Origin of the sequence: Brevundimonas sp. Leaf363, assembly GCF_001424025.1 — a bacterium.
GTDB lineage: Bacteria > Pseudomonadota > Alphaproteobacteria > Caulobacterales > Caulobacteraceae > Brevundimonas.
On record NZ_LMPZ01000002.1, the window covers coordinates 1,064,336 to 1,081,518 of the forward strand.

The 17,183-nt window shown below is 68.3% G+C and carries 15 protein-coding genes; 6 read left to right on the plus strand and 9 right to left on the minus strand.

Features of this window, described 5'->3' with window-relative positions; genetic code table 11:
* Nucleotides 1-8: 8 nt before the first annotated feature.
* The 7 genes from ASG17_RS08320 to ASG17_RS08350 all read right to left on the minus strand — a co-directional run bounded on the left by ASG17_RS08320 (nucleotide 9) and on the right by ASG17_RS08350 (nucleotide 7,550).
* Nucleotides 9-1,364: a PepSY domain-containing protein gene (locus ASG17_RS08320; protein ID WP_056103307.1), complete on the minus strand. Its 1,356-nt coding sequence runs from the start codon at nucleotides 1,362-1,364 to the stop codon at nucleotides 9-11.
* A complete protein-coding gene (locus ASG17_RS08325) occupies nucleotides 1,361-3,415 on the minus strand; it encodes a TonB-dependent receptor domain-containing protein (protein WP_056101684.1) in 2,055 nt (684 codons plus the stop codon). The genes ASG17_RS08320 and ASG17_RS08325 overlap by 4 nt, the downstream gene beginning before the upstream one ends.
* A 68-nt stretch (nucleotides 3,416-3,483) precedes the next feature.
* Complete coding sequence (locus ASG17_RS08330) at nucleotides 3,484-3,870, minus strand: hypothetical protein (protein ID WP_056101687.1); 387 nt, start codon at nucleotides 3,868-3,870, stop codon at nucleotides 3,484-3,486.
* Nucleotides 3,871-3,902: 32 nt separating this feature from the next.
* Nucleotides 3,903-4,523 carry an aminoacyl-tRNA hydrolase gene (pth, locus tag ASG17_RS08335; protein ID WP_056101690.1) on the minus strand — a complete coding sequence of 207 codons (621 nt, stop codon included), beginning with the start codon at nucleotides 4,521-4,523 and terminating at the stop codon, nucleotides 3,903-3,905.
* 88 nt (nucleotides 4,524-4,611) lie between these two features.
* Complete coding sequence (locus tag ASG17_RS08340; protein ID WP_056101693.1) at nucleotides 4,612-5,286, minus strand: 50S ribosomal protein L25/general stress protein Ctc; 675 nt, start codon at nucleotides 5,284-5,286, stop codon at nucleotides 4,612-4,614.
* A 152-nt stretch (nucleotides 5,287-5,438) separates the two neighbouring features.
* Nucleotides 5,439-6,533, minus strand: a complete 1,095-nt coding sequence (locus tag ASG17_RS08345; protein WP_056101697.1) for a hypothetical protein — start codon at nucleotides 6,531-6,533, stop codon at nucleotides 5,439-5,441.
* A gap of 84 nt (nucleotides 6,534-6,617) precedes the next feature.
* A complete protein-coding gene (locus ASG17_RS08350) occupies nucleotides 6,618-7,550 on the minus strand; it encodes a ribose-phosphate pyrophosphokinase (protein WP_056101699.1) in 933 nt (310 codons plus the stop codon).
* 194 nt (nucleotides 7,551-7,744) lie between these two features.
* On the opposite strand from ASG17_RS08350, the gene ASG17_RS08355 reads away from it, so the two are divergent.
* Entirely contained in the window at nucleotides 7,745-8,587 is an 843-nt protein-coding gene (locus ASG17_RS08355; RefSeq protein ID WP_200935045.1) for an outer membrane protein assembly factor BamD, read from the plus strand.
* A 68-nt stretch (nucleotides 8,588-8,655) separates the two neighbouring features.
* Nucleotides 8,656-10,356, plus strand: a complete 1,701-nt coding sequence (gene recN / locus ASG17_RS08360; RefSeq protein ID WP_056101702.1) for a DNA repair protein RecN — start codon at nucleotides 8,656-8,658, stop codon at nucleotides 10,354-10,356.
* A 164-nt stretch (nucleotides 10,357-10,520) separates the two neighbouring features.
* On the opposite strand, the gene ASG17_RS08365 is transcribed toward recN, so the two are convergent.
* A complete protein-coding gene (locus ASG17_RS08365; RefSeq protein WP_056101703.1) occupies nucleotides 10,521-11,276 on the minus strand; it encodes a tRNA1(Val) (adenine(37)-N6)-methyltransferase in 756 nt (251 codons plus the stop codon).
* A gap of 196 nt (nucleotides 11,277-11,472) precedes the next feature.
* Between ASG17_RS08365 and ASG17_RS08370 the strand changes: the two genes are divergently transcribed.
* Nucleotides 11,473-12,414 (plus strand): polyprenyl synthetase family protein, encoded by a 942-nt coding sequence (locus ASG17_RS08370; RefSeq protein ID WP_056103313.1) that lies wholly within the window; start codon nucleotides 11,473-11,475, stop codon nucleotides 12,412-12,414.
* Nucleotides 12,415-12,559: 145 nt separating this feature from the next.
* On the opposite strand, the gene ASG17_RS08375 is transcribed toward ASG17_RS08370, so the two are convergent.
* Nucleotides 12,560-13,765 carry a pyridoxal phosphate-dependent aminotransferase gene (locus tag ASG17_RS08375; protein WP_056101706.1) on the minus strand — a complete coding sequence of 402 codons (1,206 nt, stop codon included), beginning with the start codon at nucleotides 13,763-13,765 and terminating at the stop codon, nucleotides 12,560-12,562.
* Nucleotides 13,766-13,891: 126 nt separating this feature from the next.
* Between ASG17_RS08375 and ASG17_RS08380 the strand changes: the two genes are divergently transcribed.
* From ASG17_RS08380 to mreC, 3 genes are all read left to right on the plus strand, one after another.
* Nucleotides 13,892-14,629 carry a TVP38/TMEM64 family protein gene (locus ASG17_RS08380; protein WP_056101710.1) on the plus strand — a complete coding sequence of 246 codons (738 nt, stop codon included), beginning with the start codon at nucleotides 13,892-13,894 and terminating at the stop codon, nucleotides 14,627-14,629.
* Between the two features lie 231 nt (nucleotides 14,630-14,860).
* Nucleotides 14,861-15,901: a rod shape-determining protein gene (locus tag ASG17_RS08385; RefSeq protein ID WP_056101713.1), complete on the plus strand. Its 1,041-nt coding sequence runs from the start codon at nucleotides 14,861-14,863 to the stop codon at nucleotides 15,899-15,901.
* 139 nt (nucleotides 15,902-16,040) lie between these two features.
* A complete protein-coding gene (gene mreC / locus ASG17_RS08390; protein WP_056101716.1) occupies nucleotides 16,041-17,180 on the plus strand; it encodes a rod shape-determining protein MreC in 1,140 nt (379 codons plus the stop codon).
* Nucleotides 17,181-17,183 lie beyond the last annotated feature (3 nt).

Consider the following 17,183-nt stretch of genomic DNA (forward strand, 5'->3'; position numbering starts at 1 on the left):
CGATCTCCTTACGAAGCGGGCTTGAGGGCGTAACGGGCCGCTGAGACGGCGCGATCCAGGATGAGAGCGACGACCAGGCTGAGGCCGGTCATCGGATAGAGGACGCACAGGGGCAGCACGATGCCCCAGACCGCGAAGCGGATGCGGGCGCCCGGCGGGGCAGGCGGGGCGCCCGCGCGGCCCTTGGCCAGGCTCGGTGGACGACGTTTGACCCACATCATCAGGCCGCTGATCGACAGCACCCAGACGCCCATGCAGCCCAGCAGCATGACGATGCGGTTCAACTGGCCGTACTGCATGCCCTGGTGGACGGCGATGCCCCATTCGAAGGCCTTTGCGCCCGGGCCGAACTGACTCCAGTGAATATCGGCCTTCACGGCGCCGGTCTGGCCGTCGACGTAGAGGCTGCGGGCCTCCTCGGCCTTGCGCGTCTCGCGCGCGACGGTCCAGGCGAGGTCCGGCGTGTGGGGGATGTTGACGATGTAGGGCCGCTGGAGACCCTGGGCTTCGGCGGTTGCGATGACCCGCTGGAGGCTGGGGTCGGTGACCGTGTGTCCATGAAGGACGGCGTGTTCCATCGTCCAGCCGACGCCGGCGGGCGCGTCGTGATGCTTGGCGTGGGCGAAGGCGCCGGCGGCCGCGGGCGCCTCCGGCCGCCCGAGATGATGCTCGCGCACATAGCCCAGGAAGCGATCACCCCAGACGGCGGACCACGGCATGCCGGTGACCGCCAGGAAGGCCACGACAGCGCCGACATAGAGGCCGGTGAGGGCATGCAGGTCGCGCCAAAACGGTCGGCGCCGGGCGTCGCTGGAGGTCAGGACGGCCGTGGCCACACTCCGCCCGCGTGGCCACCACAGATAGATTCCCGTGGCGAACAGGATGATTGTCCAGCCGGCGACGATCTCGACCAGGATGTTCAAAGCCGGGCCGGCGATGGCGAGGCTGTGGAGCTGCTTCACCGTCTCCATGACGCCGCCGGCGGATGCGACGCCGGTCACCTTGGCCGTGTGCGGATCGATGAAGACCGTGCGCTGCGTCCCGTCCGGGCGATCGACGCGCAGCTGGACCGCGCGGTCAGGCTGGCTCGGCAGGGTGACCGCGCCGACGTGGCCGCCGCCGGCCAGGGACGCCGCGGTGACCCACAGATCAGGTGCTGTCTGGGCCGGGGCAGGCTGCACCTGCATCATGTCGCGATAGACGACGCCCTCGATCTCGTCCTTGAACAGATAGAGGGCGCCCGTCAGCGCCAACAGCATCAGGATCGGCATGACCAGCACGCCGGCGTAGAAATGCCAGCGCCAGACGGCGCGGTAGGCGCCGGACAGATCGCCCAACGCCACCGAGGAGATATGCGCGCTCACCACGCCACCCGCACGCCGACGAAGGCCGAGCGGCCCTCGCCGGGATTGTAGACGTCCTGCGCGCCGGTCACGCCGTCGACGACGGCCCCGGCGTTGGAGACATACTTTTCGTCCGTGAGGTTCCGCAGGTCCGCGAACACGGCGACCGTGTCGGTCAGGTCGATCCCCGCGTTCAACGAGGCGGTGGCGTAGCCCGGATATTTCACCCGGTTGGCGTAGTCGACGTAGACGTCCCGGGGAACCCATTCGATCGATGGGGCGACGAACCAGCCGGCCGGATGCTCATACTTCAGCTCGGCGCGATAAGCGTGTTCCGGCAGGATCGGCAGGCGATTGTCGCCATAGACCGCGTCGCCGTCGAAGCGGAAATCCGACCAAGTAGAGATCTGGCGCAGCGTCAGGCGGCCCCACTCCTCCTCCATCAGCCGCCAATCCAAGCCCGCCTCGATCCCCTGGTGCACCGTGTCGCCGGCGTTGAAGGTGGCGGCGGGGATGTCGGCTGTGACGACGTAGTTCAGCAGTTCGCCGGTCAGCTCCGCCCGGTAGGCTGAGATGTCGTATCGGAACGGCCCGTGCTGGCCGCGCGCGCCGACCTCGGCGGTCCAGGCCTTCTGCTCGTCCAGCGGCACGAACTGCGGGACCGGGCTTTGCACCAGGTCGTAGAAGCTGGGCGGCTCCACGGACCGCGTGACGTTGGCGTAGATCTGCGAGCCGCCGTCGCCCTCCCACAGCAGGCCGATGCGCGGCGCCAACCAGTCATACCTGGTCTCGGCGTCGTTGGTCGGGTTGAGATGATTGTCCAGATCGCGCTCGGCCCGGCCCCAGGAGCCGCCACCGATGAGGGCGACGTGCTCGGTCACGAACAGCCGCCCTTCGGCGAAGACGTCCAGGCCCGACGCCTGCTGGAGCGTGTCGCCGATCTTGAAGCCGCGCACGCCGCCGCCGGTGTTCAGGAAAACCTCCGCGTCCGTGTCGCCCGTTCGGAAATAGGCGCCGGCGAAGGCGTCGGCGCGCAGGCCGGCGATCTGGCCGGTCCAGTCGAACCGGCCGAAGCCGCCGTAGGTGCGGTAATGGTTGTCCAGCACGACCGGCACCGGGTGATAAAGGCCGCGGTCCGAGGCGTAGACGCCGCCCTCGAACACCAGATTGTCGTTGAACCGCCAGTGGGTCTGCAGGCTCGTGCGGATGGAATCGACGTTGCGGCCGTAGTTCAAGAAGGCCGCGGCGGGCGTGGTGGCGCGCGGATTATGCAGCGCGTCGTTGAGGGTCGCGCCCGCCGAGATGTCCTGGTCCAGCGCATTGCCCTGGACGATCAGGCGCACCTCGCGGTCATCGCCCAACTGGCGGCCCAGGCTGACGGTCATACGTTCGCTGTCGGCGTCCTGCTGGTCCCGGAAGCCGTCGCTGCCGGACCAGGTCGCGGCGGCGTAGAGATCCCAGTCGCCCGACTGGCGCGCCAGGGCGGCGTGGAGGCGACGGGTCTGGAACGAACCGCCCTCGATCCGCAGCAGATTGTTGTAGGGGACGTTGCGGCCAGTCGGGGTGACGACATTGATCGCCCCGCCCAGCATGGCGCCGCCGAAGCGCAGGGCGTTGCCGCCCTTGTAGACCTCGGTGTAGCGGGCGATCAGCGGATCCAGCTCCTGGAACTCGCCGAAGCCGTCGGCCGCGTTGATGGGCACGCCGTCCTGCGCGAGCAGCACGCCGCGCATGTGAGCGCCCTGGCCGATGCCGGAGCCGCGAATGGACAGGCGCACCTCCTCGCCCCAGCGGCGCTGGGCGAAGACGCCCGGGACCGAGCGCAGGGTGTCGGACAGGGCCAGGGCGTAACGGTCTTCATAGCTTTCGGAGGAGACCACGGCGACGGCGCCGGGCGTGCGAGACAGGCGCTGGCGGGCGTCGGCGACGACCGCCGGATCGTCGCTGATGCGCGGGCCGGTGACGATGACCGAATCGAGCTCGGCGACAGAGGCCGCCTCTTGCGCGACAGCGGGGTTCGCCAAGGCGGCGAGCAGCAGCGCGCATGGCGCTGCGGAGGTCATGAATGACATGAAATTCCTGAAGGTCAGAGAGGATCAGGCGCGCAGCGAGGGTCGCGGCGCGCGGCGTCGGTCTGGCTTCAGGCGTGGGGCGGTGCGGTCGACGGCGGCCGTGGCGGCGCGCGGGCGGGAGGCGGCAGGGCCGTCTTCAGGCGTACATATGCAGGCTGGGCGGCGGGCTTGAGGGGCCGCGCCGGCTGGACTGGCACGACAGGCGGCAAAGCGGTCGCCAGCGGCATGACGCAGGCGGCGCATTTCACGCCGGCCTGTTTCTTGATCGGCCCATCGAGGCCGCCGACCTGGATGGTCTGGGGGCCCTCCGCCGAACATATGACCAGCGGTTGCCCCGGCCGAGCGGCCGCCATCGCCGCGAAGGGCAACAGGCTGCCGATGACGATGGCGAACACCGCCGCCAGGAAGGCGAGGGATCGCGTCGTCGACCAGGTATCGGCGCGGGAGTGGGTCACGGCCGCGCTCTAGGCCGTTTCTGACGCGCCGCCTAGCCTTCGCCGCGGGCGGCCTGGCGCGGGCTGAACTTGGGCGCGGGGGCCAGGCGCAACACCTCGCCCTGATAGCGCTCGTCGTCGCCGCCCAGTGCAAAGGGCAGGGCGTCGGCGCAGGCCTGCAGCAGGGCCTGCAGCCATGGCTGCTCGGCCTTGTGGAAGTCGCCCAGGACGTGCGGCATCACCAGCTCCTTCTCGCCAGGATGGCCCACGCCCATGCGGCCCCGGCGGAAGTCGGCGCCGATCTGGCTGATGATGGAGCGGATGCCGTTCTGACCAGCGGCGCCGCCGCCCGCCTTCATGCGGAAGCGACCGGGCGCCAGGTCGATTTCGTCGTGAAAGACGATCACATCCTGCGGCTTGATCTTGTAGAAGCGCGCCGCCTCACCGACCGCGCGGCCGCTCTCGTTCATGTAGGTCTGGGGCTTCATCAGCAGGACCTTCACCGGGCCATTCGCCGTGTCGACCTCGCCTTCGCGGATGACCGACTGGAACTTCGCCCGCTCGGGCCCGAAGCGCCAGCGCGAGGCGATCTCGTCGGCCGCCATGAAGCCGATGTTGTGCCGGTTGGCCTGATACTTGGCGCCCGGATTGCCCAGGCCGGCGATGAGGAACATGCGTCAGGGTCCGGATATGGAAACGGCCCACTCCAGGAGGAATGGGCCGTTCCGAAGTTCAGGTCGCCAGAAACGAGGCGGTGAGCAATCAGCCTTCCGACTTCTCGCCTTCATCCGACTGCTCGGACGCGGGGACTTCGGCCGCAGCGGCTTCGGCGGCGGCGGCGTCTTCCTGCTCGTCATGAGCGGCCGAGATAGCGGCCGACGAGGTCTTGATCGAGGCGATCATGAAGTCGCGGTCGGTGATGGTGGCGGTGACGCCTTCCGGCAGCTTGATGTCCGAGATGCGGATGGAGTCGCCCAGCTTGTGGCCGGCCAGATCGACGACCAGGTCTTCCGGGATGTGGTCGGCGCGGACCGAAATCTCGACCGTGTGGCGCACGATTTCCAGCGAACCGCCCTGACGGAAGGCCTTGCACTGGTCTTCGTTGATGAAGTGAACCGGGACTTCGATCTTGATCGTCTGATCTTCATCGACGCGCATCAGGTCGAAGTGCAGCGGCTTGTCGCTGACCGGATGGAACTGGACGTCCTTGGCGATGACCGGCTGGGTCTCTTCGCCGTACTTCAGCGTGACCAGGTGGCCCAGCAGCTTGCCGGTGTACAGGTTCTTGCGGAAGTCCTTCTCGTTGACCGAGATGGCGACCGGCGCCTTGCCGCCGCCGTACAGGATGCCCGGAACCGAGCCGGCGCGACGAGCGGCGCGGGAGTTGCCGGTGCCGACGCCGTCACGGACGTCGACGTTCAGGATGATCTCGGCCATCTGGCTCGCCTCAATACAGTTTAGCACCGGCGCTGGAACGGGCCCGCGCGGCGGGGTCTTAAGCCCTGGAATTCAAGAGCGCGGGTCAATACACGCATCGCGCCCGGCGCGCAACCGCGCGCGGCCAGGCGACTTTGCTGCGCGTCTAGGCCCTAGTTGGCGGAGGTCTGGACCGCGTTGGTGGAGGCTGTCGCGGCGTCGGCCGCGACCGGCGTGATCGATGCGCCCTCGGCCACCAGGGTCGTCGGCGCAGGCAGGGCGGCCGGGGTCACCATGGCGGCGGTGCAGGTGGACAGGTCGCGTGCGACGTGACGGCCGACACAGAACATGTCCTCATAGCTGGGGCGCGAAGCGGCCAGGCACTGGAACAGCATCAGCTTGGACATGTTCAGGCAGAACTCGCTGTTCGATTCGACCTGCAGCGCCTCGGTGTTGGTGCGGTTGTCCTCCCCGCCCGCGCCCAGAGCCGCGAGGGCGGCGATGGCCAGCGACCGAGTGACGGCCGGGGTGAAGGGCGGACCCGAGCGTGTGCCGGAGACACCAAGACCCGTACCGCTGTTGGCGGCCGTGAACAGACGCGCCGATTCGTCGGCGGACGGCAGCATGGCTGCGGCCGACAGCGTCTTGGCGCTCTCCAGCCGCACTTCGCGATTGGCGATGTGCGTGGTGGCCCAACGACGGCGTGGGTCGGTGCGCTCCTGAATGGTATAGGCGTCCCCCTCGACCGCATCGGCGATCACCAGCATGGCGGCCGAGTCCCGACCGACAGCGGCCGAGATCAGGCCGGCTGCGTCGGCCGCGCCGGGGAAGGTGGCGGCGTAGGCCGGATCGGCGATGATCCGGGCGACGATCTGCTGGCGCTGGGTCGGATCAGCCGCGAAGCTGCGAACGCCTGACACGAACTCAGGCGACTGCAGGGCGATGATCGAGCCATACGCGATCAGGCCGCGCGACAGCTGGCCAGGCTCGTAAGACGCGCCGCGGCGCAGGGCGGTCTGGATCGCCTCTGCGTTGGGGAAGCCGGCCTGGATGGTTTCGGCCTCGCGCATGAAGGCGACGTAGACCGAGGCGGCCTCGGCGACGCCCTGGTTCAGGCTGACGGGCGGCGGCGGCTGCGGCGCGACGGGCGCCGGCGCCTCAGCGATCACTTCCGGCTGGGCGCAGGATGCGAGGACGGCGGCGACTGCCAGGATCGCGACGGCGAGCCCCCGGCCATGACGACGCGAAATCGGATGGGCTTGAGACATAGGCTTTCCCCACTCACGCGAGACGCCCCCGGCGTCTGGATACAGGTAAAGGCCTATAGCGCGTCCAAAACCGTTTTCCGACCGTTAATCGAACAGCTTGGACACCGATTCTTCGTTAGCGATCCGTCGGATAGCTTCACCATTCAGCGCGGCCACGGAAACTGTTCGGATTTTCGCGCAGTTCAAAACTTCGTGGGGTTGCTCGATGGAGTCGGTGATCACCAGCTCCTTCAAGGGGCCGTCGGTGACGCGCTGGACGGCCGGGCCGGACAGAACGCCGTGGCTGATGTAGGCCGAAACCTGGGTCGCGCCGGCGTCGATCAGCGCCTTGGCGGCGTTGACCAGGGTGCCGCCGGAATCGACGATATCGTCGAACAGGATGCACTCCCGGCCCGCCACGTCGCCGATGATGTTCATGACCTCGCTCTCGCCCGCCTTGGGCCGGCGCTTGTCGACGATGGCCAGGTCGACGTTCAGCCGCTCGGCCAGCGACCGGGCCCGCACCACGCCGCCGACGTCGGGCGAGACGATCATCAGGTTGCCGCGCTGGTAGTTTCCCTTGATGTCGTTGGCCAGCACCGGCGTCGCGACGAGGTTGTCGGTCGGTATGTCGAAGAAGCCCTGGATCTGGCCGGCGTGCAGATCCATCGTCAGCACCCGGTCGGCCCCTGCGCGCGTGATCATATTGGCCACGAGCTTCGCGGAAATCGGCGTGCGGCCCCCGGTTTTTCGATCCTGCCTTGCATAGCCGAAATACGGGACGACGGCCGTGATCCGCCTGGCCGACGCCCGGACCAGGGCGTCAGTCATGATCAGCAGCTCCATCAGGTTGTCGTTGGCCGGATAGCTGGTCGACTGGATGATGAAGACGTCCTCGCCGCGGACGTTTTCCTCGATGGCGACGAAGACTTCGTTGTCCGCGAATCGCTTCACCTGGGCGCGGGTCAGCGGCATGTCCAGGTGGTCGGCGATGGCCTGGGCCAGAGTGCGGTTGGAGTTGCCCGACAGCAGCTTCATAGACCGGTCATCCTTTCGCCGTCATCGGGCTTCCAATGACGTGCGCGCTCTTTACCAGTGGCGCTGTGGGGGGCAAGCCGCGCCGACGCTTTTGTCTGGCGCTTTTGTCTGGATTGGCTCGCTCAAACCGCTGGTGTAGAGACCCGTCAACATCCCAGGTCGCCATTCCGGTGCGGCCACGCGAGAGGTCTCCATTGTCCGTAGGCAAGTTCCGATCCGGCCTGACCCTGGCGGTCGCGTTGGTCGCCGCCCTGTCGATCTCGGCCTGCGCCGGTCAGAAGCGCCAGCGGCTGGCTTATGAAGAGCGCCCGGTCGAGCTGCTGTACAACACGGGCTATCAGCGCCTGCAGCAGCAACGCTGGGCCGACGCGATCGACTATTTCCAGGAGGTCGAGCGCCAGCACCCCTATTCGGAATGGTCGCGCCGCGCGATCCTGATGCAGGTCTACGCCTACTATCAGAACAACAACTACCCCGAGGCGATCGCCGCGTCGGATCGCTTCGTGCAGCTGTTTCCCGGCAATCCCTCGGCGGCCTATGCCTATTACATGAAGGCGGTATGTAACTTCGAGCAGATCACCGATGTGGGTCGCGACCAGGGTTACGCCACCGCCGCCCTGAGCGGTCTGCGCGACGTGGCCCGCCGCTATCCGGGCAGCGCCTACGCCATCGACGCCACGGTCAAGATCGACATGGTCAACGACCAGTTGGCGGGCAAGGAAATGTCCATCGGCCGCTACTATCAGCGCGGCAACCAGCCGCTGGCCGCCATCAACCGCTACAAGTCGGTCGTGGCCAATCCGGACTTCCAGCGCACGTCGCACACCCCGGAGGCGCTGTATCGTCTGGTCGAGGTCTATCTGTCTCTGGGCCTGAAGGACGAGGCGACGCGCAACGGCGCTGTTCTGGGCTTCAACTATCCCGGCAGCCCCTGGTACGCTGAAGCCTACGCCCTGCTGACCGAACAAGGCGCCAAGCCCGAAGTCGCTCCGGAAGGCCAACGCGAAAGCTGGCTGCGCCGGATGATTCCGGGCTGAGGCCGATGCAGCCGACATCGACGTCGGTTGCTCGCTAGACTGCGGCCGATGCCGAATCACGCGCGCCCATGCTGACCGCCCTTTCCATGCGCGACATCGTCCTGGTCGAGGCGCTCGACCTGGATGTGGCGACGGGCCTGACCGTGCTGACCGGCGAGACCGGGGCCGGCAAGTCGATAATCCTGGACGCCCTGGGCCTGGCCTTGGGGGCGCGCAGCGACGCGGGGCTGGTTCGCAGCGGCGCCAAACAGGCCAGCGCCACGGCCGTATTCAGCGCACCCGACGATCCCGCCCTGATCGAGCTGATCACCGAACGCGGATTCGACGTGACGCCGGGCGAGGACCTGATCCTGCGCCGCACCGTCGCCGCCGACGGTCGCAGCCGCGCCTTCATCAACGATCAGCCGGCCGGGGTGACGGCCCTGCGCGAGATCGGCCAGGCGCTAGTGGAGGTGCACGGCCAGCACGAGACGGTCGGACTGCTGGACTGGAAGACGCACCGCGCGCTGCTGGACACCTACGGCGGGCTGCAACCGCAGCTTCTGGGCGTTGCAAGCGCGGCCGAAAAGCTGAAGGCCGGCGAGCGCGCCGTCGCCGACCTCAAGGCGTCCGCCGCCGAGGCCGCCGCCCATGCGGAAGAGCTGACGCAGAATCTGGCGGACCTTGACGCGCTAGACCCCCGTCCTGACGAGGAGACCGAGCTGGCCGGCGAGCGCGCCGTGCTGGGCGCATCGGAAAAGGCGGTCGCCGATCTGGCCGACGCGCGCTCGTCACTGGGCGGGGACAAGCTGTCGCGCAATCTGGCGGCGGCTCTGCGCGCGGTTGAGCATGCGCGCCAGAGGGCGGCGCAGTCGGGGGTTGAGGCCGACCATCCGCTGATCGAGAGGCTGACCGCCGCCGCCGAGGCCATCGACCGGACTCTGGTCGAGGCGGAGGAGGCGTTGGCCTGCGTCGACGCAGCCGCTAACGCGTTCGACTTCGAACCCGGACGGCTGGACAAGACTGAAGAGCGGCTGTTCGCGCTGCGCGCCGCCGCTCGCAAGCTGAACACCTCCGTCGAACTGTTGCCGGTGTTGCGGGAGCGTTTCCGCGAGCAGCTGCGAATGATCGAGAACGGCGCGGACGCCATCGCAGCGGCCGAGCGCGCGGCCGATGCGGCGCGCGAGCGGTACGACCTGGCCGCCACCTTGCTGACTTCGGCTCGGGAAGCGGCGGCGGATCGGCTGGTTGCCTCGGTGATGCAGGAGCTGGGACCGCTTAAGCTGGAGCGGGCGCGGTTCCGGGTGTCGTTCGAGCCGGTGTCGGATGGGCGGCGCGGACCGTTGGGTGTCGAGACGGTTCGGTTCCAGATCGCCACCAACGCCGGGACCGACTTCGGGCCGCTGGATTCGGTCGCCTCGGGCGGCGAACTGGCGCGCTTCGCCCTGGCCATGAAGGCGGCGCTGGCCGGGCGCGACGACCAGCGCCAGCCGGTGATGATTTTCGATGAGGTCGATCAGGGCGTGGGCGGCGCGGTCGCCGAGGCCGTGGGGCAGAGGTTGCAGCGGCTTTCGCAGGGCGCACAGGTGCTGGTGGTGACCCACAGTCCGCAGGTCGCGGCGCGCGGCCACGCCCATTGGAAGGTGATGAAGGCCGACCAGAGCGGCACGACGGTGACGTCGGTGGTCGATCTCGACGCCGATGCGCGGCGCGAGGAGATCGCACGGATGCTGTCCGGCTCGCGCATCACCGACGAGGCGCGGGCGGCTGCCGACGTTCTATTGGCCTAAGCGTCCCTCGCTTTCGTGATCCCCCGACTTGATCGGGGGACGAGGCGGCGCCGACGGCGATCTTTTTTCAGACGCGGCATCCTCGGCAGTCTCGCGCTCTCGCGCGCCGCCTCGTCCCCCGGTCTCCGCTTCGATTCGCCGGGGGATGACGAAAGTAATGAAGATCAGAAGGGCAGGACGGCCTCGCCGCGCAGGATGGCTTCGGCCTCCGGCGTGTGTTTCGCGCCGCCTCGGTCGTGCAGCACCAAAGGCGGCAGCAGGCGCAGCGGCGCCTTGCCGGTCTTGATGGCCTGCACCAGCACCCGCTTGGCCGGCTCGTCGGCATGGGCGTGGATCGGGCGGATGGCGAAGGAGCCCGCGGTCTCGCCCAGCAGGCTCAGCAGGTCCGCGAGCCTATCGGCGCGGTGGACGACCACGATCCGGCCGCCCTCGCGCACGGCCTTCAGCAGGAACCGCGTCCAGGCCTGCAGCCCGTCGTCGGCCATCCAGGCGCCGGACTTCTCGGCCGCCGGGGCCCGCAGGGCGTTAGGATCATCGAAAAAGGGCGGGTTGGAGATGGCCCAATCGAAGGGCTGCAGCGCCAGGGATCGGAAGCCGGCGGCCACGTCGGCGCAGACGATCTCGGCCCGTACGCCGTTGGTCGCCGCGTTGACGCTGGCGAGCGCGGCCGCTGACGGATCGCGCTCGACGCCCGTCAAGGCGACGTCGGCGCACCGCGCCGCTACCTGCAGCAGCGCTCCGCCCACGCCGCAACCCGCCTCGATCAGCCGCTCGCCCGGCTTCGCCTCGACCGCCGCCGCCAGCAGGGCCGCGTCCATGCCGGCGCGATAGCCGCGCGCGGGCTGGCGCAGCAGCACCCGGCCACCCAGCAGGCGATCGTCGGTGTACGAAACAGGCTGGCTGTCGGCGGCGTTCGGCATCGCTTCCTTGCTTGACCCTCATGGGCGGGATCACCATTGTGCGCCGCAATCGCCCGGGACAAGTCGGGCAGAGAGTTTCGCGGGCCAACGACGCCCGCTCGATGGTGAAAGAAGCCTACCGTTGGACGCTAGCCCAGTCGCCGTTTCCCGACCCAAGGGTGACGTCGAGGCCCTGGTTCGCCTCGCCGGCGCCGACATGGGCGCGGTGGATGCGCTGATCCTCGATCGCATGCAGTCCAGCGTGCCGGTGATCCCGTTGCTGGCGGAGCATCTGGTCTCGGCGGGCGGCAAGCGCCTGCGCCCCCTGCTGTCGGTCGCCGCCGCCCGCGCCTCGGGCGCCACGGGTTCGATAGAGGCGTCCCACAAGCTGGCCGCCGCGGTCGAGTTCATTCACACGGCGACCTTGCTGCATGACGACGTGGTCGACAGTTCCGAGCTGCGGCGCGGCAAGGTGGCGGCGCACCTGATCTGGGGCGCGCCGTCCAGCGTGCTGGTTGGGGATTATCTCTTCGCGCGCGCCTTCGAGCTGATGGTCGAGACGGATTCGATGCGCGCGCTGGGCGCGCTGGCGCGAGCGTCGGCAGTGATCTCGGAGGGCGAGGTGCTGCAGTTGACGCGGGCCCACGACCTGAACCTGGATCAGGACACCTATCTAACCATCATCCGCTCCAAGACGGCTGAGCTGTTCGCCGCCGCCGCCGAGGCGGGCGCGGTGGGCGCCGGGGCCAGCGAAGAGCAGATCGTCGCCCTGCGCGACTACGGCATGGCTTTGGGCGTGGCCTTCCAGCTGGCGGACGACGCGCTGGACTACGGCGGCGCAACCGAGACCTTGGGCAAGAACGCCGGCGACGACTTCAACGAGGGCAAGGTGACCATGCCGCTGCTGCTGGCCATCCGGCACACGCGCGACAAGGAAGACGCCTTCTGGGACCGCGTCATCACCAGGGGCGAACGTACCGAGGATGACTTCAAGCGGGCGCGCGAACTGATCTTCGCGGCGCGCGCGATCGGCGGGACGCTGGATCTGGCGGGCGACTATGCGGACCAGGCCAAGGCGTCGCTGGAGGTTCTGCCGCAGAGCGACTGGCGCGATGCGCTGGCGTCGCTAGCGGACTTCGCGGTCAGCCGGGCGGCGTAGAACTTTTCCTCCCCACGCTGTGGGGAGGGGGACCGCTTGCGGTGGAGGGGCGCCTCACGCGCGGCGCCTGAACAGCCCTTCCGTCTCGGCCAAAGGCCGAGCCACCTCCCCATCGCCTTCGCGATGGGGAGGAGAACTCAGTTTGTTACTTCAGGCTCGCCGCGAAGCGCTGGATGCGTTCGCAGGCGGCTTCCAGCACGCTCTCGCTGGTCGCGTAGCTAATGCGGAAGTAGGGGCTGAGGCCGAAGGCTTCGCCCTGGACCACGGCGACGCCCTCGGCGTTCAGCAGCTCGGCCGCGAAGGTCGAGTCGCCGTCGATGACGACGCCGGTCTCCGTCGCCTTGCCGATCAGGCCGGCGATGGACGGATAGACGTAGAAGGCGCCCTCCGGCGTCGCGCAGGTGATGCCCGTCGCCTGGTTCAGCATCGAGACGACTAGGTCGCGGCGGATCTCAAACGCCGCCTTGCGGGTCGGGATGAAGTCCTGCGTGCCGTTCAGCGCCTCGACCGCCGCCCACTGGCTGATGCTGGTGGGGTTGGATGTCGTCTGGCTGGCCACCTTGCGCATCAGGTCGATCAGGGCCTTGGGGCCGCCGGCGTAGCCGATGCGCCAGCCGGTCATGGCATAGGCCTTGGAGACGCCGTTCACTGTCAGGGTGCGGTCGTAGAGGTCCGGCGCGACCTGGGCGATCGTCGTGTATTCGAAGTCGCCGTAGACCAGATGCTCGTACATGTCGTCCGTCAGCACCCAGACCTGCGGGTGGCGACGCAGCACCTCGGCCAGGGCCTCCAGCTCGGCGCGTGTGTAGGCAGCGCCGGTCGGGTTCGACGGGCTGTTCAGGATCAGCCACTTGGTGCGCGGCGTGATGGCGGCTTCCAGCACCTCAGGACGGAGTTTGAAGCCGTCCTTCTCCTCGCCGATCACGGTAACGGGCTCGCCGCCGGCCAGCAGCACCATGTCGGGGTAGGAGACCCAGTAGGGCGCCGGCACGATGACCTCGTCGCCGGGGTTCAGGGTGGCGACCAGGGCGTTGAAGATCACCGGCTTGCCGCCCGGCGCGACGTGGATCTGGCTGACGTCGTAGGTCAGTTCATTCTCGCGCTGGAACTTCGCGACGATGGCCTTCTTCAGTTCCGGCATGCCGTCGGCGTCGGTGTACTTGGTCTCGCCGCGGTTGATGGCGTTGATCGCCGCCGCCTTGATGTTCTCGGGCGTATCGAAGTCGGGCTCCCCGGCGCCGAGACCGATGACGTCGCGGCCCTCGGCTTTCAGCTTCCGGGCCTGGGCGGTCACGGCGATGGTGGCCGACGGCTTGACGCGGGCGAGGGCTGAGGACTGCAGGGTGGACATGGTCGCATCCGAGGGGAGGGGAGGGGAGAGGGAGCCAAAAAGGCGGCCCCCCTTTAGGCGGAACGACAGTCGCTGGCCACCGCGACACTCGCAGAAATACTAAGGCCGGTGCTAAGCGTGGCTGCGATGCGTCGGCTCTTCGATTTCCTGCTGAACATGGAGGCGCGCCGCTGGCGGGCGGTCGTGGCCACGGCGGTGCTGTTCGGCCTTATCATCGCCCTGTTCGCCTTCGGCAAAGGGCTGCTGGGGCTGGACCAAGGCGTGGATGGCGCCGAGGCGCGGCTGGAGGCCTGGCTGGGCGGGTTCAGCGTGGGGCCTTGGGGACTGGTCGCCACCATTCTTCTGTTCGTGGTGTCGGCGTTCGTGGGAGCGCCGCAATTCGTGTTGATCGCCGCCTGCGTGGTGGTGTTCGGGCCGTGGGCAGGATTTGGATACAGCTGGATCGGCACTGTGGTGTCGGCCGCCGTGACCTATTGGCTAGGGCGGGGGCCGACGGCGCGGCTGCTGGCGCGCTATGGCGGCAAGACGGCCGGGCGGCTGACGCGGTTCGTCGGCGACAACGCCTTCTACGCCAGCTTCATGATCCGCAACGTGCCGTCGGCGCCGTTCATCGTGGTCAACATGGCGTTCGGCGCGGCGCGGGCCCGGTTCCTGCCCTATCTGGCCGGATGCGCCGTGGGGGTGCTGCCCAAGACCGCTCTGGTGGCCTTCTTCGGCGGTTCGTTCATGGCGGCGGTGAAAGGGGACGGCGTCTGGACCGCTGCGATTTTGGCGGGCGTTTCGCTGGTCTGGCTGGGACTGATGCTGGCGGTTCGCGAATGGGTCAAACGACGCGAGGACCGGCGATCAGAACCGCCTGACTAATCGCAGCGATGCCCCGGCGAATACGGCTTCGCTTCAAGGTCGCCGCCTTTGTCACAAGGCCCGTGAAAGGACTTGTAATCGCCTTATCATGCGGGCAAACGGGCCGTCAGTCCGCTTGACGAAGACGATCTGGGCGCCGTGCGTATGGGGATGCGCGCGGCGGGGCGTCGGCTCTGACAGGCAGAAGAATATCCAGCCTCTCAAGGCCCGACAGAACGGTACCCGACCCCCATGAGCTTCTCCCTTTTCGGCGCCATCTCCAATGACATCGCCATGGATCTGGGGACCGCCAACACCCTGATCTATATGAAGGGCAAGGGCATCGTCCTGAATGAGCCATCGGTGGTGGCGCTGCGCAACGTCGGTGGACGCAAGATCGTTCACGCCGTGGGCATCGAAGCCAAGCAGATGCTGGGCCGCACCCCGGGCCACATGGAAGCCATCCGTCCGATGCGCGACGGGGTCATCGCCGACTTCGAAGTCGCCGAAGAGATGATCAAGCACTTCATCCGCAAGGTTCATAACCGCAAGGGCTTCGTGAACCCCAAGATCATCGTCTGCGTGCCCTCGGGCGCCACGGCGGTCGAGCGCCGCGCGATCAACGACAGTTGCCTGAACGCCTCGGCCCGCCGCGTCGGCCTAATCGACGAGCCGATGGCCGCCGCGATCGGCGCCGGTCTGCCGATTCACGAGCCGACCGGGTCGATGGTCGTCGACATCGGCGGCGGCACCACCGAGGTGGCCGTGCTGTCGCTGTCGGGCATCGTCTATTCGCGCTCGGTCCGCGTGGGCGGCGACAAGATGGACGAGGCGATCATCTCGTACATGCGCCGCAACCATAATCTGCTGATCGGCGAGACCACCGCCGAGCGCATCAAGAAGGACATCGGCACCGCCCGCATCCCCGCCGACGGCGAGGGTCTGGCGATCGAGGTCAAGGGGCGCGACCTGATGCAGGGCGTGCCGCGCGAAGTCCGCATCTCTGAGCGCCAGGCAGCCGAAGCCCTGGCCGAGCCGGTCACGCAGATCATCGACGCCGTGAAGGTGGCGCTGGAAGCGACGCCGCCGGAGCTGGCCGCGGATATCGCCGACAAGGGCATCATGCTGACGGGCGGCGGCGCCCTGCTTCGCGGACTGGACGCCGAAATCCGTGATCACACCGGCCTGCCGGTCTCGGTGGCGGACGATCCGCTGTCGTGTGTGGCGATCGGCTGCGGCCGCGTGCTGGAGCACCCGCGCTGGATGAAGGGCGTGCTCGACTCCGCACTCTGACCCTACTGCGGTCCAGAGGGCCGCGACGACGTGTCAGGCCTGCGTGATCGGCCGTTTCAATCTGGTCTGAATTTTGCGATAGCCTCACAAAATCAGCGTGGGGCGTCCCGCTGATTCCTGCATTCGAGAAAGGCGCGCCGTGGCGTTTCGCGACGGACCGTTCGAGAACATCAAGGTCCCGCTGATCTGGACGGCCGGGGTCGTCGTCGTCGTGGCCGGGGTGTGCGCCGTGCTGCTTCTGGTCAGCGGCGGCCGCGACGACGGCGATACGGCGCCGTCCTCCGTCAAGACCGGGTTCACCGCCGCTGCAGGCCCTGTAGGCGGCGTTTTCGCGGCCCCCGTGCGGTGGGCCGGCGCCGTGACGGATTATGTTGGCGGCTACTTCTTCGCCGTGTCCGAGAACCGCAGGCTTAAGGCCGAACTGGCGGAGTTGCAGCCCTGGCGGGACCAGGCGATCGCCTTGAAGAACGTGAACGCTCGCTACGAGGCCATGCTGGGCCTGCGGACCGAACCGGCCGTGGCGATGGTGACGGCCCGATCAGTCTCCGAGGCGCGCGGGCCCTTCGTCAATGCGCGCCTGATCGACGTCGGCACGGACAAGGGCGTGCGCCTGGGAAATCCGGTCCTGAACGAGCATGGTCTGGTCGGCAAGATCGTCGGGTCGTCTGGCGGCATCAGCCGTCTGCTGTTGCTCACAGACGTATCCAGCCGCACGCCGGTCCTGATCGACCGCACGGATGCGCGCGCCATGCTGAACGGCGACGGTTCCGGTAACCCGCGCCTTGAATATGTGCGCGGAGCTGGTGCGGTGCAGGCGGGCGACCGCGTGCTGACTTCGGGCGACGGCGGCGGCTTCCCGCGCGGCGTGCCGATCGGCGTCGTGGCCAAGGGCATCGACGGCTCTTGGCGGGTCAAACTGTTCAGTGATCGCGGCGCGATCGACTTCGTTCGCGTCATGCTGTTCCAGGATTTCGGCCAGTTGGCCGATCCCGCCGCGCTGAACGCCCCGCCGCTGGCCGCCATGAGCGCGGCGCCGGCTCCCAGCGCCGATCAGGTCGCTTTGATCAACGACGTCGCCGCGCGCCGCGCCGCCGCCGCCGAGGCTCAGCGCGCCCGTGTCGCCGCCGCCGCCGCTGCGCCGCCGCCGTCGCCTGCACCCGCGAGGCCTGCCACGACAGCCCCGTCGCCTTCGAGGCCTGCAGCAGTGACGCCCGCGCCCGCTGCGCCGGCGCCCGCCGCACCCGCAACCGACACGCCGCCCAACGGAGGCGCGCTGTGAGAC